The organism is Escherichia sp. WS547 (assembly GCF_046486065.1).
Classification (GTDB): domain Bacteria; phylum Pseudomonadota; class Gammaproteobacteria; order Enterobacterales; family Enterobacteriaceae; genus Escherichia; species Escherichia coli.
Window position 1 is genome coordinate 33,326 of sequence record NZ_JBJQMA010000028.1, and the last position, 23,000, is coordinate 56,325.

The 23,000-nt window shown below is 50.7% G+C and carries 26 protein-coding genes and 2 pseudogenes; 5 read left to right on the forward strand and 23 right to left on the reverse strand.

The features are described 5' to 3' along the window. Nucleotides 1–45 precede the first annotated feature (45 nt). Complete coding sequence (gene dsrB / locus ACJHWK_RS20440) at nucleotides 46–234, forward strand: protein DsrB (RefSeq protein ID WP_000867217.1); 189 nt, start codon at nucleotides 46–48, stop codon at nucleotides 232–234. A gap of 43 nt (nucleotides 235–277) precedes the next feature. Here the strand turns inward: dsrB and rcsA are convergent, their stop codons facing one another. The 14 genes from rcsA to fliF all read right to left on the reverse strand — a co-directional run bounded on the left by rcsA (nucleotide 278) and on the right by fliF (nucleotide 11,641). Continuing rightward, nucleotides 278–901 carry a transcriptional regulator RcsA gene (gene rcsA, locus ACJHWK_RS20445; RefSeq protein WP_000103994.1) on the reverse strand — a complete coding sequence of 208 codons (624 nt, stop codon included), beginning with the start codon at nucleotides 899–901 and terminating at the stop codon, nucleotides 278–280. A gap of 289 nt (nucleotides 902–1,190) precedes the next feature. Beyond that, complete coding sequence (fliR, locus tag ACJHWK_RS20450; protein WP_000983977.1) at nucleotides 1,191–1,976, reverse strand: flagellar biosynthetic protein FliR; 786 nt, start codon at nucleotides 1,974–1,976, stop codon at nucleotides 1,191–1,193. Between the two features lie 8 nt (nucleotides 1,977–1,984). After that, nucleotides 1,985–2,254, reverse strand: a complete 270-nt coding sequence (gene fliQ, locus ACJHWK_RS20455) for a flagellar biosynthesis protein FliQ (RefSeq protein WP_000187358.1) — start codon at nucleotides 2,252–2,254, stop codon at nucleotides 1,985–1,987. 9 nt (nucleotides 2,255–2,263) lie between these two features. Next, a complete protein-coding gene (gene fliP / locus ACJHWK_RS20460; RefSeq protein ID WP_170886279.1) occupies nucleotides 2,264–3,001 on the reverse strand; it encodes a flagellar type III secretion system pore protein FliP in 738 nt (245 codons plus the stop codon). Beyond that, nucleotides 3,001–3,366, reverse strand: a complete 366-nt coding sequence (gene fliO / locus ACJHWK_RS20465; protein ID WP_063086300.1) for a flagellar biosynthetic protein FliO — start codon at nucleotides 3,364–3,366, stop codon at nucleotides 3,001–3,003. Before fliO ends, fliP begins: the two co-directional genes overlap by 1 nt. A 2-nt stretch (nucleotides 3,367–3,368) precedes the next feature. Beyond that, nucleotides 3,369–3,782, reverse strand: coding sequence for a flagellar motor switch protein FliN (fliN, locus tag ACJHWK_RS20470; protein WP_001282098.1), 414 nt, complete (start codon nucleotides 3,780–3,782; stop codon nucleotides 3,369–3,371). Beyond that, nucleotides 3,779–4,783: a flagellar motor switch protein FliM gene (gene fliM / locus ACJHWK_RS20475; protein WP_001295641.1), complete on the reverse strand. Its 1,005-nt coding sequence runs from the start codon at nucleotides 4,781–4,783 to the stop codon at nucleotides 3,779–3,781. Before fliM ends, fliN begins: the two co-directional genes overlap by 4 nt. Nucleotides 4,784–4,787: 4 nt before the next feature. Continuing rightward, nucleotides 4,788–5,252, reverse strand: coding sequence for a flagellar basal body-associated protein FliL (gene fliL / locus ACJHWK_RS20480; protein ID WP_000133102.1), 465 nt, complete (start codon nucleotides 5,250–5,252; stop codon nucleotides 4,788–4,790). Between the two features lie 104 nt (nucleotides 5,253–5,356). Then, entirely contained in the window at nucleotides 5,357–6,484 is a 1,128-nt protein-coding gene (locus ACJHWK_RS20485; protein WP_059340896.1) for a flagellar hook-length control protein FliK, read from the reverse strand. Next, nucleotides 6,481–6,924, reverse strand: a complete 444-nt coding sequence (gene fliJ, locus ACJHWK_RS20490; RefSeq protein WP_000807584.1) for a flagellar export protein FliJ — start codon at nucleotides 6,922–6,924, stop codon at nucleotides 6,481–6,483. The genes ACJHWK_RS20485 and fliJ overlap by 4 nt, the downstream gene beginning before the upstream one ends. An 18-nt stretch (nucleotides 6,925–6,942) precedes the next feature. Further along, nucleotides 6,943–8,316, reverse strand: coding sequence for a flagellar protein export ATPase FliI (gene fliI, locus ACJHWK_RS20495; RefSeq protein ID WP_000213294.1), 1,374 nt, complete (start codon nucleotides 8,314–8,316; stop codon nucleotides 6,943–6,945). Further along, the gene (gene fliH, locus ACJHWK_RS20500) at nucleotides 8,316–9,002 is read right to left on the reverse strand and encodes a flagellar assembly protein FliH (RefSeq protein ID WP_001544636.1); all 687 of its coding nucleotides are present in this window, start codon (nucleotides 9,000–9,002) and stop codon (nucleotides 8,316–8,318) included. Before fliH ends, fliI begins: the two co-directional genes overlap by 1 nt. Further along, nucleotides 8,995–9,990 (reverse strand): flagellar motor switch protein FliG, encoded by a 996-nt coding sequence (fliG, locus tag ACJHWK_RS20505; RefSeq protein ID WP_000067950.1) that lies wholly within the window; start codon nucleotides 9,988–9,990, stop codon nucleotides 8,995–8,997. The genes fliH and fliG overlap by 8 nt, the downstream gene beginning before the upstream one ends. Continuing rightward, nucleotides 9,983–11,641, reverse strand: coding sequence for a flagellar basal-body MS-ring/collar protein FliF (fliF, locus tag ACJHWK_RS20510; protein ID WP_000994427.1), 1,659 nt, complete (start codon nucleotides 11,639–11,641; stop codon nucleotides 9,983–9,985). The genes fliG and fliF overlap by 8 nt, the downstream gene beginning before the upstream one ends. Before the next feature lie 214 nt (nucleotides 11,642–11,855). Between fliF and fliE the strand changes: the two genes are divergently transcribed. Next, nucleotides 11,856–12,170 (forward strand): flagellar hook-basal body complex protein FliE, encoded by a 315-nt coding sequence (gene fliE, locus ACJHWK_RS20515; protein WP_001301376.1) that lies wholly within the window; start codon nucleotides 11,856–11,858, stop codon nucleotides 12,168–12,170. Between the two features lie 17 nt (nucleotides 12,171–12,187). Here fliE and ACJHWK_RS20520 read toward each other — a convergent pair. Next, nucleotides 12,188–12,346, reverse strand: a pseudogene (locus ACJHWK_RS20520) (integrase); the annotation flags it as partial. Nucleotides 12,347–12,529: 183 nt separating this feature from the next. Between ACJHWK_RS20520 and ACJHWK_RS20525 the strand changes: the two are divergent. Continuing rightward, nucleotides 12,530–13,644, forward strand: a pseudogene (locus ACJHWK_RS20525) (DUF5503 domain-containing protein). 137 nt (nucleotides 13,645–13,781) lie between these two features. Here the strand turns inward: ACJHWK_RS20525 and ACJHWK_RS20530 are convergent. The 4 genes from ACJHWK_RS20530 to yedE all read right to left on the reverse strand — a co-directional run bounded on the left by ACJHWK_RS20530 (nucleotide 13,782) and on the right by yedE (nucleotide 16,582). Further along, complete coding sequence (locus ACJHWK_RS20530; RefSeq protein WP_000494161.1) at nucleotides 13,782–14,261, reverse strand: GNAT family N-acetyltransferase; 480 nt, start codon at nucleotides 14,259–14,261, stop codon at nucleotides 13,782–13,784. Nucleotides 14,262–14,371: 110 nt separating this feature from the next. Next, the gene (locus tag ACJHWK_RS20535; protein WP_000334626.1) at nucleotides 14,372–15,040 is read right to left on the reverse strand and encodes an SOS response-associated peptidase; all 669 of its coding nucleotides are present in this window, start codon (nucleotides 15,038–15,040) and stop codon (nucleotides 14,372–14,374) included. 106 nt (nucleotides 15,041–15,146) lie between these two features. Next, on the reverse strand, nucleotides 15,147–15,380 hold the full coding sequence (gene yedF / locus ACJHWK_RS20540) for a sulfurtransferase-like selenium metabolism protein YedF (protein WP_000790504.1): 234 nt from the start codon (nucleotides 15,378–15,380) through the stop codon (nucleotides 15,147–15,149). Beyond that, nucleotides 15,377–16,582 carry a selenium metabolism membrane protein YedE/FdhT gene (gene yedE / locus ACJHWK_RS20545; RefSeq protein ID WP_096132781.1) on the reverse strand — a complete coding sequence of 402 codons (1,206 nt, stop codon included), beginning with the start codon at nucleotides 16,580–16,582 and terminating at the stop codon, nucleotides 15,377–15,379. The genes yedF and yedE overlap by 4 nt, the downstream gene beginning before the upstream one ends. A gap of 186 nt (nucleotides 16,583–16,768) precedes the next feature. On the opposite strand from yedE, the gene yedD reads away from it, so the two are divergent. Then, nucleotides 16,769–17,182: a lipoprotein YedD gene (gene yedD / locus ACJHWK_RS20550; protein ID WP_001295642.1), complete on the forward strand. Its 414-nt coding sequence runs from the start codon at nucleotides 16,769–16,771 to the stop codon at nucleotides 17,180–17,182. A gap of 33 nt (nucleotides 17,183–17,215) precedes the next feature. Here yedD and amyA read toward each other — a convergent pair whose 3' ends face one another. The 4 genes from amyA to fliD all read right to left on the reverse strand — a co-directional run bounded on the left by amyA (nucleotide 17,216) and on the right by fliD (nucleotide 20,987). After that, nucleotides 17,216–18,703 (reverse strand): alpha-amylase, encoded by a 1,488-nt coding sequence (gene amyA, locus ACJHWK_RS20555; protein ID WP_001245699.1) that lies wholly within the window; start codon nucleotides 18,701–18,703, stop codon nucleotides 17,216–17,218. Nucleotides 18,704–18,780: 77 nt separating this feature from the next. After that, on the reverse strand, nucleotides 18,781–19,146 hold the full coding sequence (fliT, locus tag ACJHWK_RS20560) for a flagella biosynthesis regulatory protein FliT (protein WP_001057840.1): 366 nt from the start codon (nucleotides 19,144–19,146) through the stop codon (nucleotides 18,781–18,783). Next, nucleotides 19,146–19,556, reverse strand: a complete 411-nt coding sequence (fliS, locus tag ACJHWK_RS20565) for a flagellar export chaperone FliS (protein WP_000270663.1) — start codon at nucleotides 19,554–19,556, stop codon at nucleotides 19,146–19,148. The genes fliT and fliS overlap by 1 nt, the downstream gene beginning before the upstream one ends. Before the next feature lie 24 nt (nucleotides 19,557–19,580). Beyond that, nucleotides 19,581–20,987 carry a flagellar filament capping protein FliD gene (gene fliD, locus ACJHWK_RS20570; RefSeq protein ID WP_020232902.1) on the reverse strand — a complete coding sequence of 469 codons (1,407 nt, stop codon included), beginning with the start codon at nucleotides 20,985–20,987 and terminating at the stop codon, nucleotides 19,581–19,583. Nucleotides 20,988–21,252: 265 nt separating this feature from the next. Between fliD and ACJHWK_RS20575 the strand changes: the two genes are divergently transcribed. After that, nucleotides 21,253–22,905 carry a FliC/FljB family flagellin gene (locus ACJHWK_RS20575; protein ID WP_021523129.1) on the forward strand — a complete coding sequence of 551 codons (1,653 nt, stop codon included), beginning with the start codon at nucleotides 21,253–21,255 and terminating at the stop codon, nucleotides 22,903–22,905. Nucleotides 22,906–23,000: the final 95 nt, after the last annotated feature.

Here is a 23,000-nt window from a genome sequence, read left to right on the forward strand (position 1 = left end):
AAACGAAATTGTTCTACACTGGCACAAAGCCACAGGAGGAAAACGATGAAGGTGAATGATCGGGTAACAGTCAAAACGGATGGCGGTCCGCGTCGTCCTGGCGTGGTACTGGCAGTTGAGGAGTTTAGTGAAGGCACAATGTACCTGGTTTCGCTGGAAGACTACCCGCTCGGCATCTGGTTCTTTAATGAAGCAGGGCATCAGGACGGTATCTTTGTGGAGAAAGCAGAGTAATCTAATTCAGCCTGACTGGTGGGAAACCACCAGTCAGAATGTGTTAGCGCATGTTGACAAAAATACCATTAGTCACATTATCCGTCAGTCGGACGACATGGTAGATAACCTGTTTATTATGCGTTTTGATCTTACGTTTAATATTACCTTTATGCGATGAAACGGTCTTGGCTTTGATATTCATTTGGTCGGAGATTTGAATGGTTCCCTGACCTGCCATCCACATTCGCAACATACTCGATTCGGTTCGGCTCAATGATAACGTCGGCATATTTAAAAACGAGGTTATCGTTGTCTCTTTTTTCAGAATATCGCCAAGGATATCGTCGAGAGATTCCGGTTTAATCGATTTAGAACTGATCAATAAATTTTTTCTGACCAATAGATATTCATCAAAATGAACATTGGCAATTGCCATAAAAACGATAAATAACGTATTGGGATGTTGATTAATGATGTGCTTGATGCGCTGACTGTTAGAAGCATCGTGGATGAAACAGTCCTCATTAATAAACACCACTGAAGGGCGCTGTGAATCACAAGCTATGGCAAGGTCATCAACGGTTTCAATGTCGTTGATTTCTCTTTTTTTAACCCCTCTACTCAACAGATACCCGGTTAAACCTAGTCGGGTGTAACTACATAAATCCATAATAATCGTTGACATGGCATACCCTCACTCAATGCGTAACGATAATTCCCCTTACCTGAATATTTCATCATGACTAAACGGAACAACATGGGTCACCTAATGCGCCACTCTCGCGATTTTTCAGGCGGACTTACTATCCCGTAAAGTGTTGTATAATTTGCCTGGAATTGTCTTAAAGTAAAGTAAATGTTGCGATATGTGAGTGAGCTTAAAACAAATATTTCGCCGCAGGAGTATCCTGGAAGATGTTCGTAGGTATTATTTTTCGGATAATCCTTAGGATAACATGATAAACGTTACGGAATTATATTAATGGCAATTCACTAATAATATCAGCCAGCAAATTAAACATCTCACTGAATAAATGTTCGCAAAAAGGCGCAATTAACGGCATTAATGCCGCCATTAAAGAGATACCGACAGTCAGAGTTAATGGAAATCCAATAACAAAAATGGATAATTGCGGGGCCATACGATTCAGTAAACCTAATGCCAGATTCAGGGTCAGCAGCAGAGTAATGAGCGGTAACGCCAGCATCAGTCCGTTAAGGAAAATCAAACTCCCTGCTTTGGTGAGTGCCAGAAACGCATTGCTGTTCAACGGTTCGCCACCAATTGGCAGGGTGTGAAAGGTATCGACCAGCAGTGAAATCAACCATAAATGACCGTTAAATGTCAGGAACAGCAGTAACGCCAGCATATCCATGATACGCGCTAAAACGGGCATATTGAGATGGCTGGCCGGATCGACAAACGTCGCAAATGACAGCCCCATTTGCAGACCGATAATTTCACCAGCGGTTCGCACAGCGGCAAAGGCAAATTGCATGGTAAAACCAAGCGCAATGCCGATCAGGATCTGCTGCACGGCCAGCCACAGAGCAAAGAACGAAAAAACAGGAACATCGTTGGCAGGTAATGATGGGGCAATAGCGAACGTGATCATCATTGCCAGACCCAGTTTTACCCGTTTCGGCACGCTGCGTTCGCTCAGAATTGGTGCGGTAGAAATGAGCGCCAGCACGCGCAGTAACGGCCAGAAGTACAGGCTTAACCAGGAAAGCCATTGATCGCTTGTCACCTGCATCATTGTACGACCTACCCGATGATATACGGCAGGTTAGTGAACAAGGTGCGGACGTAATCCAGCAACAGATTGAGCATCCACGGTCCGGCAATAATAATGGCGATAAATACGGCGATGATTTTCGGAATAAACGACAGCGTCATTTCGTTAATCTGGGTGGCGGCCTGCAAAATACTGATGATAAGACCCGTGACCAGCGCCACCAGCAACAGCGGGGCAGCCAGTGCCAGCGCGACTTTCATCGCTTCAGTCCCCATCATCATGACCGATTCAGGTGTCATTTTGCCTCTCTAGCTGTAAAAGCTCTGCGCCAGCGAACCGACCAGCAATTGCCAGCCATCCACCAGTACAAACAGCATCAGTTTAAAGGGCAGAGCAATGGTGGCTGGGGGAACCATCATCATCCCCAATGCCATCAACACGCTGGCAATCACCAGGTCGATAATCAAAAAAGGAATGAAAATCGTGAAGCCTATCTGAAATGCGGTTTTCAACTCGCTGGTCACGTAAGCCGGGAGCAAAATGCGCATCGGCACGGCTTCAGGTCCCTGCAACGGGCCGGTATTCGCTAGTCTGGCAAACAACCCTAAATCCGCCTCACGGGTCTGACGCAGCATAAACTCACGTAGCGGCTGCGCCCCTTTTTCCAGCGCCTCCTGCATTGATATTTTCTCTTCGCTAAATGGCTGGTACGCATCGACATAAATTTTGTCGATCACCGGCGACATAATAAAAAAGGTCAAAAACAGTGCCAGCCCCAGCAATACCTGGTTAGGTGGCGCGGAGGGTGTTCCCAGTGCGTTACGCAATAAACCAAAAACAATGATGATGCGGGTGAAACTGGTCATCATCAGTAAAATTGCCGGAATAAACGTCAACGAGGTAATGAACACCAGCGTCTGCACCGGGAGCGACCAGCTTTGTCCACCGCCAGGCAGCGGCTGGCTGGTGATACCCGGCAGTTGCGCGAAGGCGAGGGGCGTAACCAGCCAGAGAAGGACAGATGCGACAGACAACAAACGACGCATCAGGATCTCCCGCTACGCTTAAGCAAGTTTTTCATGACCGACTGAAAATCGGTCTGCGGTATCTCTTCCGTTGGTGCTGAAGGGGGAAGTTTATGCAGCAGATTGATTTGCCCAGCGGTAACGCCGAGCACCAGCCGTGCATCTTCCACATCGACCACCACGACCCGTTCACGCGCGCTCAGCGAAGCACTGGCACTAATTTTCAGACCGTTAACGCCAGTGCGTTTCGGGGCAAATCCCAGCCGTTTTACCAGCCAGGCAGCAGCGAGGATCAGGGCAATAATGGCGATGAGTGCGCCGCTCACCTGCAGCAGTGGCGCAGCAGAAACCGGCGCGGAAGATTGCACAGTAGCGTGGTTATTCATCACTAACGGCTCAGGCGGCGCATCCGCTCAGACGGAGTAATGATATCGGTGATCCGCACGCCATATTTATCAGCGACTACGACAACTTCGCCCTGAGCAATTAAATAACCGTTGATCAGAATATCCAGCGGTTCGCCCGCCAGACCGTCCAGCGCCACGACGGACCCTTGCGTCAGACGCAACAGCTCTTTGATGGTCATCCGCGTACGGCCCAGCTCGACGGTCAGCTTGACCGGAATATCCATAATCAGGTCGATATCCTGCAACGTTCCGCTGACATCACCACCGCCAAATTGCTGGAACACCGCGTCGGCAGCGCTTTTGCTGCTGGTTGATTTTTGTTCGCTCAACGCTTCAGCCCACAGATCGTCCATTGCACCGTTGTTGTCATCGGCCGGATTATTCATGTCACTCATTTGGGCTGTTCCTCGTTCAGAGAATTTAAAATCGGGTTAATCAAATGTTCTATCCGTAACGCATATTGACCGTTGAGTGTGCCGTACTGACTGGTCAGCACCGGGACGCCGTCAACATGGGCGATGATGCGGTCGGGTTTTTCTATCGGCAGGACGTCGCCGGGTTTCAGTTTTAAAATCTGCGACAGGCGTAGCGAGATATCGGCAAAGTTGGCGACCAGCTCCAGCTGTGAATGCTGCACCTGGCGCACCAGGTTATCGCGCCAGTTCTGATCTTCATTACGCGAGTTTTCCAGCGGCGGGTTAACCAACAATTCCCGTAGCGGCTCGATCATGCTGAATGGCAGGCAGATATTAAATTCGCCGGTCAGGTTGCCAATCTCCACATGGAACGGCGTGTTAACCACGATGTCGTTCGGCGAGGTGGTGATATTGGTAAATTTCACCTGCATTTCCGAACGCACGTACTCAACTTCCAGCGGATTAATCGCCTTCCAGGCGTCGCTATAGCCTTCAAGCGCCAGCTTTAACATGCGGTTGATGACGCGCTGTTCTGTATGGGTAAACTCGCGACCTTCCACTTTGGTCGGGAAGCGTCCATCGCCGCCAAACAGGTTATCCACGGCGATAAACACCAGACTCGGTGAGAACACCACCAGCCCTGTGCCGCGCAGCGGTTTCAGATGGATAAGGTTCAGGTTGGTCGGCACCGGCAGGTTGCGGGCAAATTCATGGTACGGCTGAATGCGGATGGCCCCGACGGTAATATCCGGGCTACGGCGCAGCAGGTTGAACAGCCCCATACGAAAATGGCGGGCAAAGCGCTCATTAATGATTTCCAGCGCCTGCAAACGTTCGCGCACAACCCGTCGTTGGGTATTCGGATCGTACGGACGAATGTCACTTTCGCCGCTAACACTGGCTGTCGGTTCGTCTTTGACTTCGCTGTCACCATTCAACAGCGCATCAATTTCAGCTTGAGAAAGAATACTATCGCCCATGTCGTTATCGCAGAATAAAAGCGGTATACAGCACGTCGGTGACATCCTGTTTCGGTTGCCCGGCAACAAGCGGGGTGGAAAGTGTGGTTTTAATCTCGGCAATCAGTTTTTTCTTGCCTTCTTCTGTCGCCAGTACGGCAGCATCCTGACGCGAAAACAGTAACAGCAAGCGACTACGGACTTCCGGCAAATACTCACTCAGCCGCGAGCGGGTTGCTTCATCTTTCAGTCGCAGGGTTATGCCGATATAAAGTACGCGATCCGCATCGCCCAGATTGACCGTAAAGGTATCCAGCGCATAGAAGACCGGGGAGGGCACGACGCGTTGCTGCGCTTTGTCGTCAGCGGCAACCTGATGCGAATGCCAGTAGCTGTAACCTGCGCTGGCACAGGCCGCGAGGGTAATGAATACCAGAATCGGGATCCAAAGCGATCGCTTGCTTTTCTTGCTTATCGCGTAATCAGTCATGTGTTGCGGTCTTCCTGTGTCGCTACTGCTTATCGGCTAATTATCCTGCGTCTTGAGCGCAACAAAGCGGGGAAAAGACGCGGATTACGGTGCTACCTCTGACGTTAGGCGAAAATATCAACGCCGCTGTTGCCTGTTACACGCCCTTGTAAAGAGACGGGAACCGGAAGCGTATCGTCGTCTTCCCCCGCCAGAGGTTCATGGTTTGCTGTGCGTTGGCTTTGCTGTTGCTGGGAAGCGGCCTGCTGCTGACCACTAAAGCTTTCGCCACTGATGTTGCTTTGCCCTAACTGAATGCCACTTTCGGCCAGCTGCGTACGCAGTACCGGCAGCGCTGCTTCCAGGGCGGCGCGCACGTGCTGATGCGGTGAAACCATCTGGATTTGTGCCTGGTTATCATCCACTTTGAGGGAGATTTGCACTTCACCTAAATCCTGCGGGTGCAGACGCAACTCTGCACTTTGTTGCCCCTGGCGGGTGAACAGCGAAATATGCTGGCTTAATGATTGTTGCCATTCGTGAGAACCCAGCGGTGCACTCAAAACAGGCGCGGCGACGGTGGGCAGTGGCTGTGTCTGGTGTGGAGTGATTAGCGGGCTGGCGGCAGCGGTCACCGACGAAGGCGTGCTGATGACTTCCGCTTTACTCTGGGCTTCTGCTACCAGCGGTGTTAATGGCTGAGCTGGTGTGCCGGGGGCGTCATCAGGCTGTGCTGTTGTGAGTTGCGCAGAAGTCAGTTTTGTGAAAAGCGTTGGTTTCTCTGCCGGTAACACGGTTGACGGCGCATCAGTCACTTTGGGCGTATTGCCAAAACCCGGCAACATCGCAAAAAGGGCACTCAGGCTTGCGGTGACGTCTTCATTCAGATCATCCGCTTTTTCGTCTTTTGTCGTATTGTTGCCAGCCACCGCAGCCAACGTCATCGTCTGAGCGGTGGTTAACGGTGTTGATGTGGATTGTTCGTCGTTGATGACAGGCAGTGTTTCATCCACGGGGATCAGTAAATCCGCTTGGTGCGCGTCGGAAACAATATCGCTGACCAGCGGCTCGCCTTTTGTCGTGGGCTTATCTGTTGCCACCAGCAACTGGGGAGTCGCTTTGTCGGTTGTTGCCTCGCCTGTTAATGCTTCGCTCAACAACGCGAGAAAATCTTGTGCAGCATCGCTGGCTTTGCCGCCAGGCAATGTGGCGTTATCAACGTCAGCGGTAATCAAGGGCGCTATGCGAATCATTCAGGTTTCCTCATGGCGGCGCGCTGGGCGAACTCATCCATCTTTTTCTGATCGAGGCGGTTTTCTGCAAGCAGTGCCGCCGTGGATTGCCGTTCCTGCAGTGTCTGCCAGGCCTGCAAACGTTGTTTCTTTTCTCGCCAGCTGTTCAGGGCAATGTCAACTTTCTGCGTCCACTGATTAAGTTGCTGGCGATGCTGAGTAATGGCTTTTTCCAGCGTCTGGATAAACTGCTGATAGTTGATCCAGCGGTTGCTGGTCATCCCGGCACTCATATCGCTATTGAGGTTATTGCGATATTCATTCTGATAATCGATCAGCATTTTGAGCTGTTCTTCCGCCTGCTGACATCCGCGACGCATTTCACCCAGCAGGCGCGCGGCATCCTCTACCTCTTTTTCTGCCAGATCTTTCAGGGTCGCCAGCGCACCATGTTCTGCCATCTGCCGTTATCTCCTGGGTTATGACACTGTCGGGAAAATACGCTCCAGCCCCTGGAGAGATGCTTCCCAGTCCGCGCGTTCAAAAATGCCTTGTTGTAAATAGCCCTCCAGCTGCGGCCACAGGGCGATGGCTTTATCGAGCATCGGATCGCTGCCTTTGGCATACGCACCGACGCTAACCAGATCGCGGTTACGCTGAAAACTCGACAACAGCTGTTTGAAGGTGCGCACTCGCGCATAATGTTGCTCGCTGATCAACGCCGTCATTGCGCGGCTGATCGACGCTTCAATATCGATAGCCGGATAGTGCCCGGCTTCCGCCAGTCGGCGAGACAGCACAATGTGACCGTCGAGGATGGCCCGCGCGGAGTCAGCAATGGGGTCCTGCTGGTCATCGCCTTCGGTGAGCACGGTATAAAACGCGGTAATCGAGCCGCCGCCGCTAATACCATTTCCGGCACGCTCGACCAGTGCCGGTAATTTGGCAAACACCGACGGTGGATAACCTTTAGTGGCAGGTGGTTCGCCAATCGCCAGCGCAATCTCACGCTGGGCCATCGCGTAGCGGGTGAGGGAGTCCATAATCAGCAAAACATGCTGACCACGATCGCGAAAATCTTCGGCAATGCGCGTGGCATAGGCGGCACCCTGCATTCGCAGGAGCGGAGAAACATCCGCCGGAGCGGCAATCACCACGGAGCGTGCACGCCCTTCGGCACCGAGGATATTCTCAATAAAATCTTTTACTTCGCGCCCTCGTTCACCAATCAAACCCACGACAATGACATCAGCGCGGGTGTAACGGGCCATCATCCCCAGCAGCACACTTTTACCAACGCCGGACCCGGCAAACAGCCCCATACGCTGCCCGCGCCCGACGGTAAGCAGGGCATTGATTGGGCGCACGCCGGTGTCCAGCACATGTTCAATCGGTGTACGTTGCAATGGGTTAAATGGCGGGGTAATCAGCGCACCGGTTTCCGTCGTATCGGGGGAGGGGAGGCCATCGAGCGGTTTACCGCTGCCGTCCAGAACGCGACCTAATAACGCCGGACCGAGCGGCAACTGCTTGCCGCTTTGCAGCCCTTCAGCCGAAATGTTTTTGGCATAAACACGCGCGCCGGGCAGGACACCTTCCACTTCCTCCAGCGGCATTAAAAACAGCCGTTGACCGTTAAAGCCAACGACTTCGCTTTCTACTTCGTGCGTTTCGCTGCCGTTCTGGCGTTCAATGACACAGGTTGCGCCGAGCGGCAATTGTAATCCGGTGGCTTCCAGCACCAGCCCGGTAGCGCGGGTTAATCGCCCATAGCGACGTACCGCAGGCAACTGCGCCATTTTGGCTTCAAAGTTATCCAGCGTGGTTAGCCAGCGAGTCAGGCGCGTGGTCATTACACCACTCCTGGTGCTGCCAGACGGCAGAGTTCTTGCCAGCGGGTGGCGACACTGGCGTCGAGATCGCCTTCATCGGCGGAGACTTTACAGCCGCCAGGATGGAGGGTGGGATCGCCCCGCAAGCGCCAGCCATGCAAACTTAAGGTTGCGCCGAGCATATCATCCACACGTTGCAGATCATCCGGGTGCACGAGCAGCTGTGGTTTACCGCTGAATAACGGTTCTTGCTGCAACAACTGTTGGATCTGTTTGATCAGTGCCGAGTTATCCACTGTTGGCGTCTGACCGATCACCTGACGTGCCGCCTCCAGCGCCATCTGCATTAGGCGCGACGCTATCACACTATCAAGTGCATCAAGGGTAGTTTGAAATTCGCAGACCAGTTGCTGCATCCGGGCATGAATTGGCGCTTGTTGAGACTTCGCCTCTGCCAGACCTTGTTCCAGCCCCTGGGCCAGTCCTTCCTGATAGCCCTGCTCATGACCTTGCTGGCGACCTTCGGCAATCCCCGCCTGATAACCTTGCTCGTGGGCCTGCATTTGCAGTTGCGCCAGTTGCTGCTCAAGGCTGGGTTCGGCCTCTTCAATGATGGTTTCTTCCGGCTCGACCATTGGCACAAACTCCGCCTGTGGTGGCGCGAGATCGTCCGGTGTCCAGGTTTTCCACGGCAGATTATCAGACATAGGTATCCTCGCCGCTGCCAATTACCATCTCGCCAGTTTCGGCAAGGCGGCGCACAATCAGCAGAATCGCTTTCTGTTCGTTTTCCACCTGCGACAGACGCACCGGACCACGGTTGGCGAGATCGTCGCGCAGAATATCGGCGGCACGTTGCGACATATTGCGCAGGAATTTCTCGCGCAGTGGCTGCTCGGCCCCTTTCAGCGCGATCAACAGCGATTCGGAATCCACTTCCTGCAACAGACGCTGAATGCTGCGATCGTCGACATCCACCAGATTCTCGAACAGGAACATCTCGTCGATGATTTTCTGCGCCAGCTCGCCGTCGAATTCACGCACGGCGGTAATAACGGCTTCTTCCTGCTGAGTTTTCATCAGGTTGATAATTTCGGCTGCCGTTCTCACGCCGCCCATTTTGCTGCGCTTGAGATTCTGACCGTCGAGTAAGCCATTCAGTACTTCGGTCAGCTCCGCCAGCGCGGCAGGCTGCACGCCGCCAAAAGTGGCGATACGCAACATCACGTCGTGGCGCAGACGTTCATCGAACAACGCCAGAATATCGGCGGCCTGCGCACGCTTCAGATGCACCAGAATGGTGGCGATAATTTGTGGATGCTCATCGCGAATCAGATCGGCGGCGCTCTGCGGCTCCATAAAGTTGAGCGTTTCAATACCGCTGGCGGTATCGCGGGTTTCGAGAATATCTTCCAGCAGGCTGGCGGCACGTTCTTCACCCAGAGCTTTGACCAATACTGAACGCAGATAATCGTTGGCGTTGATATTCAGTGCGGCAAACTGTTCAGCTTCTTGCTCAAACTCCGCCAGCACATCGGTTAGCTGCTTGTTGGAGATCTGCGTGACGTTCGCCATTGCAGCGCTCAGAGTTTGCACTTCGCGCTGGGAAAGGTGTTTGAACACCTCTGCCGCCCGGTCTTCGCCAATGGTCATCAGCAGGATGACGCTTTTATCGGTGCCTGTCAGGTTACTCATGATCGTTATTTATCCACTGGCGAATGACCAGCGCCACCACGCGCGGATCGTTATCAGACATTTCACGGATACGCTGGCTCATGACTTCTGCCCCCAGACGTTGGTTAGCGCGCCGTTGTTGGAGTTGTTCGTCTTTGCTCAGGCGGACTTCCACCGCATCTTCCACTTCCTCGCGGGCCTGCGCCTGTTGCTGCACAGCTTTCATCGCCTCAGCGCGACGTGTTAGCTGCGGGCGTACCGCTTTACGCCACAGCAGCCACGCCACCAGCAGTACCAGCAACCAGCGACCGGCAGCAAGTAACTGATCGATAAACGCTTGCTGTTGCCAGAACGGCAGTTCTCCGCCGCTTTCGTCACTGCTATTGAACGGCGAGTTAACAACATTGAGCGAATCACCGCGTTTTTCAGAAAAGCCCATCGCCTCGCGGGTCAGATCTTCAATTTGCTTCATCTGTTCGTTGCTGAGAGGCAACGGTTTGCCATCTGGCAAGGTTTTGTAATTCACCACGACCGCGACGGACAGACGTTGCACATCGCCCACGTTCATTTTGGTATGACGAATGGTGCGATCGACTTCGTAGTTACTGGTTTCATTCCGCTGTGTGCTACGCGGCCCACTATTGCTGGTGGTGCTCGCCTGCTGCTGGCGGTTATTTTGATTTGCCGGAGGCGTGCTGATTGGCGCGTTATTCGCAGGAGCCGGTTGATTCGACAACGCCCCCGGTACGCCGCCCGGATAACCGGAACCGCTTTGCTCGCTCTCATTAAGCTGGCGTGAACGAAGCGCCGCATGAGATTCATCACCGTTAGGGCGATACTGTTCTTCCGTTTGTTCTTTACTGGCGAAGTCCAGTTGCGCCGTGACCTGGGCGTGAATATTACCGTTACCAACAATAGGCGACAGGATCGCTTCAATACGCCGCTGAATACGGCCTTCGACATCGCTGGCATATTTCAACTGAGCGTCATTAAGATCGCGCCCGCTGGTATTGGACTGGGTTAACAGATGTCCGCCCTGATCCACCAGCGTGACGTTCCCCGGCGGCAGACCAGCAACCGCGCTGGAAACCAGATGTACAATGGCGCTAATTTGCCCTTCATCGAGTGCGCGGCCGGGTAACAGATTTACCGTCACCGATGCAGAAGGTGATTTTTGTTCACGGACGAATAAAGAGGGTTTCGGCATTGCCAGATGTACGCGCGCCCCTTTTACCGGGCCGATAGTTTCGATGGTACGAGAAAGCTCGCCTTCCAGCGCCCGCTGATAATTCACCTGTTCGCTGAACTGGCTGATACCAAACTTTTCCTGATCAAGCAGTTCGAAACCGACCGCGCCGCCTTTGGGCAAACCTTGTTGTGCCAGGCGCAGACGCAGTTCGTGAACTTTATCTGCCGGAACTTCAATAGCGCCGCTGGCTTCGCTGAAGCGGTAAGGAATATTCATTTGTGTCAGTTGGCTGACAATTGCGCCACCATCCTGATCGGAAAGATTGCTGAATAATGTGCGGTAGTCGGGGGCTTTCGCCCACAGGATCAGTGCGACCATGACCGCCACTGCCGCGGAACCGGCAACAATCAATGGAATTTTCGGATTCGCACGCAGGCGATTAAGCCACTCAAGAGATTTTGTCTGGGCTGCAGTCGCATTCATCGCGCACCTCGTGGCTGATTATGGACGGCGTTATTGGCAAAGTGGAACAAGACTCACTCCCGGGTCAGCAAACTCGAAAAATTGACGCTCCCATTATTTGTGCTTTCGTTTTTTTCTATCCGCCAATAAACCCGTTTTTTTGTTGCTATTTAGCGCCTTTGTCTTATTGACTTACTGGTAGGCTTTGCTACCAGAAATTATCCGGGAGATGAAAATGTCAGCGATACAGGGGATTGAAGGGGTTATCAGCCAGTTACAGACCACGGCGATGAGTGCGCGTGCGCAGGAATCACTGCCGCAACCGACCATTAGTTTTGCCGGGCAGCTGCACGCCGCGCTCGATCGCATAAGCGATACACAAACAGCCGCCCGCACGCAGGCAGAAAAATTCACTCTCGGTGAACCCGGCGTGGCGTTAAACGATGTGATGACCGATATGCAAAAAGCCTCAGTTTCAATGCAAATGGGGATTCAGGTGCGTAATAAGCTGGTGGCGGCGTATCAGGAAGTGATGAGCATGCAGGTGTAGGTTTTGTAACCTGTTGACTATGCTTGTTTAATTACATCCGATCTCACCGCGTGGGGCATGGATGGGGCAAACACACTCAATTTCTGGTTTAAAATGGAAACCTGATTCTGAACGTTTTCTGCCATCCACGATCCGTAAACGCAATAAACCCTTTGACCATCAGAGTGTCTCATTTGACACATCACCACGTCGGATGTTGTTACGACCACAGACGCAACAGTAACTTCTGGATAATTTAATCTTCGTTCTTATTTTTATTAATATACTGCGTTATAAAAATGAGCGATTTTTGATAGTGGTAATTTTATTATGTTTTAGAATGCTCCCTGGGCAATATAATTTATTAAACAGGAGTGTAAATGTTTCCATTAAATGATCTTTCGTTAAAAACTCAGCCGGTTCAATTAAATAAAGTCACATCTAATACTGAATCTACGATAAAACAACACGAGTTAGTATCTGATGATGCAATCATAAATGAATTATCAAGTGAGTTAGTCAGTTGTCTTGGAAATGGTAAGTTTACACCAATTAGTGAAGACAGCAAATTATTTAATATGCTGTCAGAATTTAAGTTATTGCACTCAGAATATTTCGAATGGGGTGATTATAGTCTCTGGTTTCAAGGTTTCTCGATTTATGATAAGACAGGTTTTATCATGATAGAAAAAAGTCAGGGAGCTGGTAATCCACCCATTCGGCATACATTAGAGTTTATATCGACTAATATTGCAGAGTTTCTAGACAAGTTAACGAAAATTACAGATGCCAGACTTTGCAAAGGTTTCAGTGACTGGGCTAATTCAGTCAAAGAAGGCGCATCGAATGACTTCAAAGAAAATGTGGATATAGCATTGGTGAGATTGTTTAAATGTGTTGAACTCCACAATAGTAAACTTGACTTAACAGATCTTCACTTGGGGTCTTTGCCACCTCTTCCAGACTGGATTGAGGTGCTTTCTCTTCGTCATAATGGCCTTGCCACAATACAAATTCCCAAATTCTGCAAAGAATTAGAACTCGATTTTAATAATTATATGGTATTTCCAAAAGTATCCGATGGAATTACCCAGGTCTCCGTAGATAATAATCTGATATCGCGTGTTGACTCATCTCCGTCAAAGGCTATGAAAATTTTTATTTATCGCAATAAAATATGGTAAATACCAGCAATGCCTGAGACTACTAATCTGTTTAATTGTGGTGATAATAAGATAAAAAAATTCAATACTTCCCAAATCATCTGGAGACAGCACGTATGGAGTATAATATTGAGGTTGTCCCTGCGATACATAGCAATTTAAAATTACTTTTTATAGAATGTTATCCTATTAAAGAGGAGTTTTTAATGCCGTGGACTTTGACAGACATTACCTATGAAATATCGCAGCGAAAATATATTGTTACGAATTCCGCTGATTATGATAAATATTCTGACATAGTCAAAAGGGGCGTAATAGATGGTAAGAATTAAATAGTTAGGCGCAATTGTGTCACTGGAATAGAGGTTTCTTGTGGCGCATGTGGAAGGAGCGTCTAAGGACAAGACATATGCGGCTGGTGATGAATAAAGGCGCAGCACGTCGAATGCAAGAATGTGCTGCGTCTGGCTCATGGCAATTCATTATTTTCGCATAGCGTCAATGACAAAAATCGACTGTGTGGATCAAGTTGATAATCAGCAAACGGTTCGCAATCAACGAAACCATGATTCAAATAAAGTTGATGGCAGGCCGTAAATCCAGCCTGTGTACCCGTTTCTAAGCTCAGGCGATGAAGGCATCTGTCATGGGCGACCTGCAAAATGTGGCGTAAAATCAGACTGGCGACACCTCGACGTAAATAATTTGGCGCGGTACGCATTGATTTCAGTTCGCCATGTTTATCATCCAGCAACTTCAGCGCACCAATTCCTGCGAGTTGTTCGCCTTCCCATACTGACCAGAATGTCACTTTCGGGTTACGTAATTTTTGCACATCTAAAGCATGACTGCTTTCGGGGGGAGACTGCTGCAGCATGCCGGAAATATGGTAAGCCACTAATGCTTGCACTGCTGGATGGGTGAGATCATCTGTTTTAATCGTGAACATGACGATTCCGTATTGGTGTTATTTTTGCAATATGCCAACAGGTACTGAAATCTTTGTCTAATAGAGATTTCTTATGACGCAGTATTGTTGATCAATAATCTCCAGGCTTATCAGATAGGTTGAATTAACTCCGCGCCCTGGTTTTTAACATTACCCACCGCGCGCGATACCGGGTGCCAGGTGAACTGGTTTGCTGGCACACAGCCACTGGTAGCGATTTCTGAGGCTTCTTTACCGCCAATATCTTGCCGCATCCATTCCCGCGCAGCTTCTGGCGACAGTACCAGTGGGCGGCGGTCATGAATATCTACCAGACCCTGGTCTGCTGCTGCAGTGACAATCAAAAATCCTTCGGCTTCGTCACCGCGCTCGAACGGTGTGCTACCTATCGCGGCCATAAAAACAGGTTGTCCATCAGCACGATAGATAAAATAAGGCTGCTTTTTGTCGCCTTCTTTTTTCCACTCAAACCAGCCATCGGCAAAACAGATTGCCCGACCATGTTGCCAGAGCGGTTTAAACATGCGACTGGTTGCGGCAGTTTCTACACGGGCGTTAATGAGCGGCGGTTTATCCCACCATCCGGGAGCATATCCCCAGAAAACCGGATCCAAATGAAGGTGTTCATCACGTTCACTGAGCAGAAGGACTTTGGTTCCCGGCGCGACGTTGTATCTGCCAATGGGTTCTGTATCGTAGGGAATATCGCGTTCAATATCTTCCGCGAGAAGCGCAAGGTAATCTTCACGCGTTTGGGATTGGGCAAAGCGCCCACACATAGCAACCTCCTGAGATCATACTGAAAAGAATAGGAGAGGGGGCGGGTAAAATCTATGTGTCAGAGGCAACGATGTTCCCGCTGTGGGCCACAGCGGGAATGAGGGATTATTTCTGAATTAAATAACGAATGGTCGGCCCGTCTTGCTGAATATCCAGCACCGTATAGCCGTGATTACGCGCATCTAGTGGAATATTATTGATCGACTGCGGACAGTCGCTCACCACTTCCAGGATCTCACCTTTTTTTAATTGCGGCATCGCCTCAAGGGTTGCGACTGCCGGATAAGGGCAGGGTTCACCCACCATATCAAGGCGGTAATCAGGAACGATATTTTTCATGCGATCTCCTTAGCAGTCTGCGGTGCCGCACGGCGGAAGAAGCGTTTTTCCCAGCCGATAATCAACATCAGCGCAGCAAACAGCAGCAAATATGTCACCAGCAGGCCACCCATCGGACCAAAGGTTTTCAGCAGGTTGATTTTGTCCCAGTCGGTGGCCAGCGCCGGAGCGAAATCATCCCAGTAATACGCCAGAATCGTTGAGCCGATCACATTGCCCAGACCAACCCACCAGTAGTGCACCTGGCCTTCTACCGCGCGGTACATCCAGCCGGTTTCGCAGCCGCCTGCCAGCACGATGCCAAAACCAAACAGTAAACCACCAATTACCGCGTTTGGTCCCGCCCACATGATTTTAGGTTCAACACCTAACTGTACGTAACTGAAGATCCCGATGGCACTCACCGCCATACCGATAATGATTGCTTTCGCCATATGGGTACGTCCGGTGATCCACATATCGCGGAACGCCGAAGTAAAGCAGATTTGCGCACGTTCAATCAGTAAACCAAAGCCGACGCCAAACAGCATTGCCAGCCCCAGTTTTGGTTGGTTCATCGCCGTGAGCAGCGCCCAGCCCAGCATGCCGAAAAAGACCAGCATCCCGAGACGAAAACGACGCCGCGCCTGATCCGGTTTTTGCGTCAGCGGTGAGGCGGCAGAAACTTTCTGCATTTTCACGGGAATACGGAAGATGGGCAGCAGGGTAAAGCGCGCGCCAAACCATGAGCCAATGGCAGTGGCGATGGCAAAGAACCAGGCATGTAGCGAGAACTGAGGAATACCGGTAAAGAACGCCGCCAGGTTACAGCCCATTGCCAGACGCGCGCCAAAACCGGCGATAATGCCGCCAATGATGGCCTGCATAATGCGGATACGGCTACGTGGCATGCGTAGTTTGACATTGTTGGCCCACAGCGCTGCGGCAAAGCAGCCGCCAAACATACCGAGGATCATCATCCCGTCGATGCGGGTTAATGGCGATCCTTCCAGATGGATAATTTTAAAATAACCCCACTCTTCAGCATGGACGCCGAACAGCTGCAGGAGCTGGCCGCCCCAACGGGTAAATTCACCCGTGACAGCCCAAAAGGTGCCAGTGATGCCAAAATAGTAAGTGGAGAGAATACCCGCCGCGATGACCGCAGGGATGGGTGCCCAGAATTTAATCAACCAGGCCTGTTTGAATTGCTGCCATGACATGAATGTAGCCTCTGAACTCAGAAGGTTTGAAACAAGAGTCGCGAATCATACACCATGCAAATTTATTTTCGGGGTAATAATTCACAAAAATAATAGTTAGATCAAATTTCTCTCTGAACCTGGAAAGGCTGGCGACATCAGGGCTTTAATGCCACAATCCTCTTTTCTTCTCATGCAGGACGAATGATGAAAAAACTCGCAATTGCAGGCGCGCTCATGTTGCTGGCGGGCTGTGCCGAAGTCGAAAACTATAACAATGTCGTGAAAACCCCCGCGCCGGACTGGCTGGCGGGCTACTGGCAGACCAAAGGGCCGCAACGTGCGCTGGTCAGTCCGGAAGCGATAGGCAGCCTGATTGTCACTAAAGAGGGCGATACTCTGGATTGCCGTCAGTGGCAGCGGGTGATTGCCGTGCCGGGTAAGTTGACATTGATGTCTGATGATCTCACTAACGTTACCGTGAAACGTGAGCTGTACGAGGTTGAGCGTGACGGTAACACCATTGAGTACGATGGTATGACGATGGAGCGTGTGGATCGCCCGACGGCAGAGTGTGCCGCCGCGCTGGATAAAGCGCCGTTACCGACGCCACTGCCGTAATGAAATCTCCCCGGCTTGCCGCCGGGGATGAATTTAAATCACCTCTTCGATAACCCACACGCTGACGCTGCCGCCGTTGCAAAAGAAGGTCGCTTCGCCGTTTTCGTCGGTCACTACGCTCTCTTGCCGATTCCCCAGAAAATCACGCCAGGTTTTATTGCCGTAATTCTCTCCCAGATGAATGGTTTTTTCGCCATCATCCCCGTTCGACATGACCACCACGCAGCCGGGATATTCGTCGGTGCCACTGCGGCTAAAGGCAATGCAGTTCGGATGGTCGAAAAATAACGTCTGTACACCGTGGGCGAAACGCTGACGGGCGAGAATTAACTCATCAAGCTGTTCGATTATTGGCATATCTATCGGATAGGTTTGCCCGTCACCGCCAACATCTTCGTAATGCGCGCCATAGAGGTCAGGATAGAACACCGAAGGAACGCCATTTTCCCGCAACAAAATTAGGGCATACGCCAGCGGTTTAAACCACGGTTCGACCGGCGCTTCGAGAGCTTGCAACGGTTGGGTATCGTGATTGGCGACGAGGGTCACGGCGTGGAAAGGATCGGCTTCCACTAATGTACCCGTGAAAATCTGCGTCATGTCGTAGTCGCGCCCCATGCGCGATGCTTCATGGAATTTCATCTGCAGCGGTGCATCGAACAGCATGGTTTTGCCTTCCACCTGATCAATATACGTTTGCAGTTTATCGACTTCATGCGACCAGTATTCAGCCACAATAAATAGCGGCTTTGGTGCAACTTCTTGTACGTGTTCGATCCACTCTTTATAAAACCACGCCGGAATATGTTTGACCGCATCAAGACGAAAACCGTCGCATTGTGTTTGTTCCATTACCCAGCGCGCCCAGTATTTAATCTCTTCCGTCACGGCATGATTGCGAAAATCGATATTCTCGCCCATCAGGTAATCGAAATTACCGAGTTCATCATCAACCTGATCGTTCCAGCCTTCGCCGGTGTAGTCGTTAACAATTTTAAAAATGCCATCTTCATCAGGGTTTTCGATATGGTCGATACCGCTAAAACATTTGAAATCCCAGATAAACTGCGAGTATTGCCCGGCACGTGCGGGGAAGGTGTAACGCGTCCAGCCTTCGCACTCAATGATTTCTTCGTCAATTTGCGTACGGTCATCAGCATTTACACGTTGCACGCGAATAGCTTCTTTTTCATCCGCGCCCATTTTGTGGTTGACTACCACGTCCAGCAGCACCGCAATGTCATTGCGTTTCAGGGCGTCAATGGCGGCCAGCAGTTGTGCTTTATCGCCATATTTAGTAGGGATGCTGCCTTTCTGATCAAACTCGCCTAAATCAAATAAATCATAGGAGTCGTAGCCGACCGAGTACCCGCCCGATGCGCCTTTATAGGCGGGCGGCAACCAGACCATATTGATACCAATATCATTAAAACCGTCGGCGCGCTCGGCCAGTTCAGGCCAGAGCTTACCGCCTTCCGGGTAATACCAGTGAAAACATTGTAACAGCGTGGGATTACGCATTCTTCGACTCCATTCAAGGGGAACATTAGAAGCGTAGCCGTAATCGGATTATTCGCGAGCCATCGGCTCGTTAAGATTCAAAAGAGGTTATCTTGCGGAGCCAGCACAAAGCCGCCCTGATCGCCATAGGCACTTAACACTGATTTTTGCACCGATGACTGACCGACCAGTTTCGCCAGTTCATCCATCCGAATCTGTAATAACTGCTTTACCTTGCTTTCGTTGTCGAGAATCAGGCGCAGCATCGGGCGGAGCTGCTCCTGCATCGTGGTGGACGGGGCAACCTCTTCAGTCAGATGTGCAATCTCCTGCACCGCATTCACATACGCCATTTCGCTGGCGATGAGTTCGTCCCATTGTTCTTCCGTTGCCAGGCGTAACATGAGCTGGCTTTTTTCGACGAGTTGTTGCCAGGCGAAATACAAATGCGGTGCATTGTTCATCAGACTGGGTCCTGAATCAAAGAAGGGGAGAGTAAAGACTCTTTCCAGGCATCGGCAATATTGCGCATTAATGCTTCCACTTCTTCGACTGCGGAGACATCGTTGCGTAAATTGGCTTGCAGCAAACGCCTGACCATATAGCTATAAAGAGCAATCAAGTTTTGGGTTAGTTCGTCTTTGCTCTCTTCATCAAGACTCACCCGCAGCCCGTTCTCAATGATGTTGATCGCTTTTGACAAAGAGACGCCTTTGCCTTGCTGATTGTTGTCCTGCATAAACAGGCGCGCTCTAACCAGTGCGCTTAGCACTCCATCAAATAGCATGGTGACCAGCTGCTGCTGGCTGGCGCTCATTACGGCGCTTTCGACGCCAATTTGTGCATAGGCCTGGGTGCCTTTTGCCGCGTACATGACCTGTCTCCCGATGAATATTGATTACTTGGAATTACTGTTGTTTTCGAACTGCTGCGTTAAGTAGCTGCTGGTGCTATTTAACGAGGTCATTAAAACGTCCAGTTGGGTAAATTGTTCTTTATAGCGCGCGACCTGCGCATCAATGCGATCGCTGGCGGCGTTGTAGTCTTTAGTTAACTTATTCAGGGTCTTACTAACGCCATCGGTAGCGGCTTTAATAATGCCTGTTGTCGAAAGCCAACTGGTCAGGTTGCTGCCGATGGTGGTCGTGATGCCGGTTTTTTTACCATCGCCAACAATCAATGCACCTACGCCGCTGGCATCTTTTTTTAGTGCAGCGGTGAGTTTGTCGGCATCCAGTTCCAGTTTGCCATCGCTGGGATCGGTCGTGATACCAATCTGCGCCAGCGTTTTATAGTTGGAAGAACTGACGGTATTACTCAGCATCGATTTCAACTGCGTCTGAATCGTCCGCAGCGTGGAGTCGCCGAGCAGTGCGCCATTGCTAGAACTCTGGCTATCAGCTCCCGCATCTACGGCGGTGTATTTGGTCAGGCTGCTGAAGGTATCTATTAGCGAGTTATAGGCATTCACCCAGTCTTTAATCGCCGTTTGCGCTTTGGAGGTGTCCTGAGTGATGGTTAGCGTCTGGTTGCCCGTGGTGACATCGTTCAGGTTCAGGGTGATGTTTTCCAGCGCGTCGCTGATGGTGTTGCTGCTGTTCTCAATGGCGACGTTGTTGACCGTCAGCTGCGCATTCTGGGCGGCGACCGAGACCTCCATGCCGTTGTTGCTGGCACTGGCGTCATAGCCCATAAAACTTTGTAGCGCATCATCACCGCTGACCGAGAGTGTCATCGCATTATCAAGGCCGGTGTCATTTGATGTGACTGACAGACGATATTCACCGTTACCCACGTTAATGATGCTCGCACTTACGCCCGCTTTTGCGTTGTTGATGGCATCACGGATCCCGCTTAACGACGAGTTAGCCGCGCTGATATCAATGGTAATCGGATCTTTGTCGCCGCCTTGTTGAATGGTGAGTTTGCTGTCGCTGGTGGCGATCGCCGTTTTCGTATCGTCTCTGGTGGTGCGCGTGGTCAGGGTTTGCGCCTGCGCCAGATGGGTGACGCTGATGGTGTATTTCCCGGCGATGGCGTTACCCGCGGTGGTGGCACTGAACGCGGTGGTGCTGCTGGTAGTGCTGGTGGCGGAAAAAAGATCGGCTTTAGACAATGCAGTATTGGCGGTCTGGAAAGTCGTCAGCGCGCTTTTCAGCGTACCGTAGGCGCTAAGTTTAGCGGTAAACGACGATTGCTGATTTGAAATAGGGGTTAGCGTCGCTTTTTGCGCGGCGGTGAGGCTATCAAGGATTGAACTTAAATCCAGGCCTGACCCGACTCCCAGCGATGAAATACTTGCCATGCGATTTCCTTTTATCTTTCGACACGTAAAACGAATACCGGGGTTATCGGCCTGAATTGCGCAAAGTTTACGTTTAATTGTTTTTTTTAATAGCGGGAATAAGGGGCAGAGAAAAGAGTATTTCGGCGACTAACAAAAAATGGCTGTTTGTGAAAAAAATTCTAAAGGTTGTTTTACGACAGACGATAACAGGGTTGACGGCGATTGAGCCGACGGGTGGAAACCCAATACGTAATCAACGACTTGCAATATAGGATAACGAATCATGGCACAAGTCATTAATACCAACAGCCTCTCGCTGATCACTCAAAATAATATCAACAAGAACCAGTCTGCGCTGTCGAGTTCTATCGAGCGTCTGTCTTCTGGCTTGCGTATTAACAGCGCGAAGGATGACGCCGCAGGTCAGGCGATTGCTAACCGTTTTACTTCTAATATTAAAGGCCTGACTCAGGCTGCACGTAACGCCAACGACGGTATTTCTGTTGCACAGACCACCGAAGGCGCGCTGTCCGAAATCAACAACAACTTACAGCGTATTCGTGAACTGACGGTTCAGGCGACGACCGGAACTAACTCCACCTCTGACCTGGACTCCATTCAGGACGAAATCAAATCCCGTCTTGATGAAATTGACCGCGTATCCGGCCAGACCCAGTTCAACGGCGTGAACGTACTGTCAAAAGATGGCTCGATGAAAATTCAGGTCGGCGCGAACGATGGCGAAACGATTACTATTGATCTGAAGAAAATTGACTCTGATACGCTGGGGCTGAATGGGTTTAATGTGAACGGCAAGGGGGAAACGGCTAATACGGCAGCAACCCTGAAAGATATGTCTGGATTCACAGCTGCGGCGGCACCAGGGGGAACTGTTGGTGTAACTCAATATACTGACAAATCGGCTGTAGCAAGTAGCGTAGATATTCTAAATGCTGTTGCTGGCACAGATGGAAATAAAGTTACAACTAGCGCCGATGTTGGTTTTGGTACACCAGCCGCTGCTGTAACCTATACCTACAATAAAGACACTAATTCATATTCCGCCGCTTCTGATGATATTTCCAGCGCTAATCTGGCTGCTTTCCTCAATCCTCAGGCCGGAGATACGACTAAAGCTACAGTTACAATTGGTGGCAAAGATCAAGATGTAAACATCGATAAATCCGGTAATTTAACTGCTGCTGATGATGGCGCAGTACTTTATATGGATGCTACCGGTAACTTAACTAAAAATAATGCTGGTGGTGATACACAAGCTACTTTGGCTAAACTTGCTACTGCTACTGCTACTGGTGCTAAAGCCGCGACCATCCAAACTGATAAAGGAACATTCACCAGTGACGGTACAACGTTTGATGGTGCATCAATGTCCATTGATGCCAATACATTTGCAAATGCAGTAAAAAATGACACTTATACTGCCACTGTAGGTGCTAAGACTTATAGCGTAACAACAGGTTCTGCTGCTGCAGACACCGCTTATATGAGCAATGGGGTTCTCAGTGATACTCCGCCAACTTACTATGCACAAGCTGATGGAAGTATCACAACTACTGAGGATGCGGCTGCCGGTAAACTGGTCTACAAAGGTTCCGATGGTAAGTTAACAACGGATACGACTAGCAAAGCAGAATCAACATCAGATCCGCTGGCAGCTCTTGACGACGCTATCAGCCAGATCGACAAATTCCGCTCCTCCCTCGGTGCCGTTCAAAACCGTCTGGATTCCGCAGTCACCAACCTGAACAACACCACTACCAACCTGTCCGAAGCGCAGTCCCGTATTCAGGACGCCGACTATGCGACCGAAGTGTCCAATATGTCGAAAGCGCAGATCATCCAGCAGGCAGGCAACTCCGTGCTGGCAAAAGCCAACCAGGTACCGCAGCAGGTTCTGTCTCTGCTGCAGGGTTAATCGCCTGAATGCCTCTCAAACCCCGCTCCGGCGGGGTTTTTTACAATTGGCTTTTTGCGTAACCCCCAAATAACCCCTCATTTCACCCACTAATC

Bases quoted from the DNA above. Each gene is read 5' to 3' on its own strand.
- dsrB (WP_000867217.1), top strand. From the start codon at position 46: ATGAAGGTGAATGATCGGGTAACAGTCAAAACGGATGGCGGTCCGCGT.
- rcsA (WP_000103994.1), bottom strand. From the start codon at position 901: ATGTCAACGATTATTATGGATTTATGTAGTTACACCCGACTAGGTTTA.
- fliR (WP_000983977.1), bottom strand. From the start codon at position 1,976: ATGATGCAGGTGACAAGCGATCAATGGCTTTCCTGGTTAAGCCTGTAC.
- fliQ (WP_000187358.1), bottom strand. From the start codon at position 2,254: ATGACACCTGAATCGGTCATGATGATGGGGACTGAAGCGATGAAAGTC.
- fliP (WP_170886279.1), bottom strand. From the start codon at position 3,001: ATGCGTCGTTTGTTGTCTGTCGCATCTGTCCTTCTCTGGCTGGTTACG.
- fliO (WP_063086300.1), bottom strand. From the start codon at position 3,366: ATGAATAACCACGCTACTGTGCAATCTTCCGCGCCGGTTTCTGCTGCG.
- fliN (WP_001282098.1), bottom strand. From the start codon at position 3,782: ATGAGTGACATGAATAATCCGGCCGATGACAACAACGGTGCAATGGAC.
- fliM (WP_001295641.1), bottom strand. From the start codon at position 4,783: ATGGGCGATAGTATTCTTTCTCAAGCTGAAATTGATGCGCTGTTGAAT.
- fliL (WP_000133102.1), bottom strand. From the start codon at position 5,252: ATGACTGATTACGCGATAAGCAAGAAAAGCAAGCGATCGCTTTGGATC.
- ACJHWK_RS20485 (WP_059340896.1), bottom strand. From the start codon at position 6,484: ATGATTCGCATAGCGCCCTTGATTACCGCTGACGTTGATAACGCCACA.
- fliJ (WP_000807584.1), bottom strand. From the start codon at position 6,924: ATGGCAGAACATGGTGCGCTGGCGACCCTGAAAGATCTGGCAGAAAAA.
- fliI (WP_000213294.1), bottom strand. From the start codon at position 8,316: ATGACCACGCGCCTGACTCGCTGGCTAACCACGCTGGATAACTTTGAA.
- fliH (WP_001544636.1), bottom strand. From the start codon at position 9,002: ATGTCTGATAATCTGCCGTGGAAAACCTGGACACCGGACGATCTCGCG.
- fliG (WP_000067950.1), bottom strand. From the start codon at position 9,990: ATGAGTAACCTGACAGGCACCGATAAAAGCGTCATCCTGCTGATGACC.
- fliF (WP_000994427.1), bottom strand. From the start codon at position 11,641: ATGAATGCGACTGCAGCCCAGACAAAATCTCTTGAGTGGCTTAATCGC.
- fliE (WP_001301376.1), top strand. From the start codon at position 11,856: ATGTCAGCGATACAGGGGATTGAAGGGGTTATCAGCCAGTTACAGACC.
- ACJHWK_RS20530 (WP_000494161.1), bottom strand. From the start codon at position 14,261: ATGTTCACGATTAAAACAGATGATCTCACCCATCCAGCAGTGCAAGCA.
- ACJHWK_RS20535 (WP_000334626.1), bottom strand. From the start codon at position 15,040: ATGTGTGGGCGCTTTGCCCAATCCCAAACGCGTGAAGATTACCTTGCG.
- yedF (WP_000790504.1), bottom strand. From the start codon at position 15,380: ATGAAAAATATCGTTCCTGATTACCGCCTTGATATGGTGGGTGAACCC.
- yedE (WP_096132781.1), bottom strand. From the start codon at position 16,582: ATGTCATGGCAGCAATTCAAACAGGCCTGGTTGATTAAATTCTGGGCA.
- yedD (WP_001295642.1), top strand. From the start codon at position 16,769: ATGAAAAAACTCGCAATTGCAGGCGCGCTCATGTTGCTGGCGGGCTGT.
- amyA (WP_001245699.1), bottom strand. From the start codon at position 18,703: ATGCGTAATCCCACGCTGTTACAATGTTTTCACTGGTATTACCCGGAA.
- fliT (WP_001057840.1), bottom strand. From the start codon at position 19,146: ATGAACAATGCACCGCATTTGTATTTCGCCTGGCAACAACTCGTCGAA.
- fliS (WP_000270663.1), bottom strand. From the start codon at position 19,556: ATGTACGCGGCAAAAGGCACCCAGGCCTATGCACAAATTGGCGTCGAA.
- fliD (WP_020232902.1), bottom strand. From the start codon at position 20,987: ATGGCAAGTATTTCATCGCTGGGAGTCGGGTCAGGCCTGGATTTAAGT.
- ACJHWK_RS20575 (WP_021523129.1), top strand. From the start codon at position 21,253: ATGGCACAAGTCATTAATACCAACAGCCTCTCGCTGATCACTCAAAAT.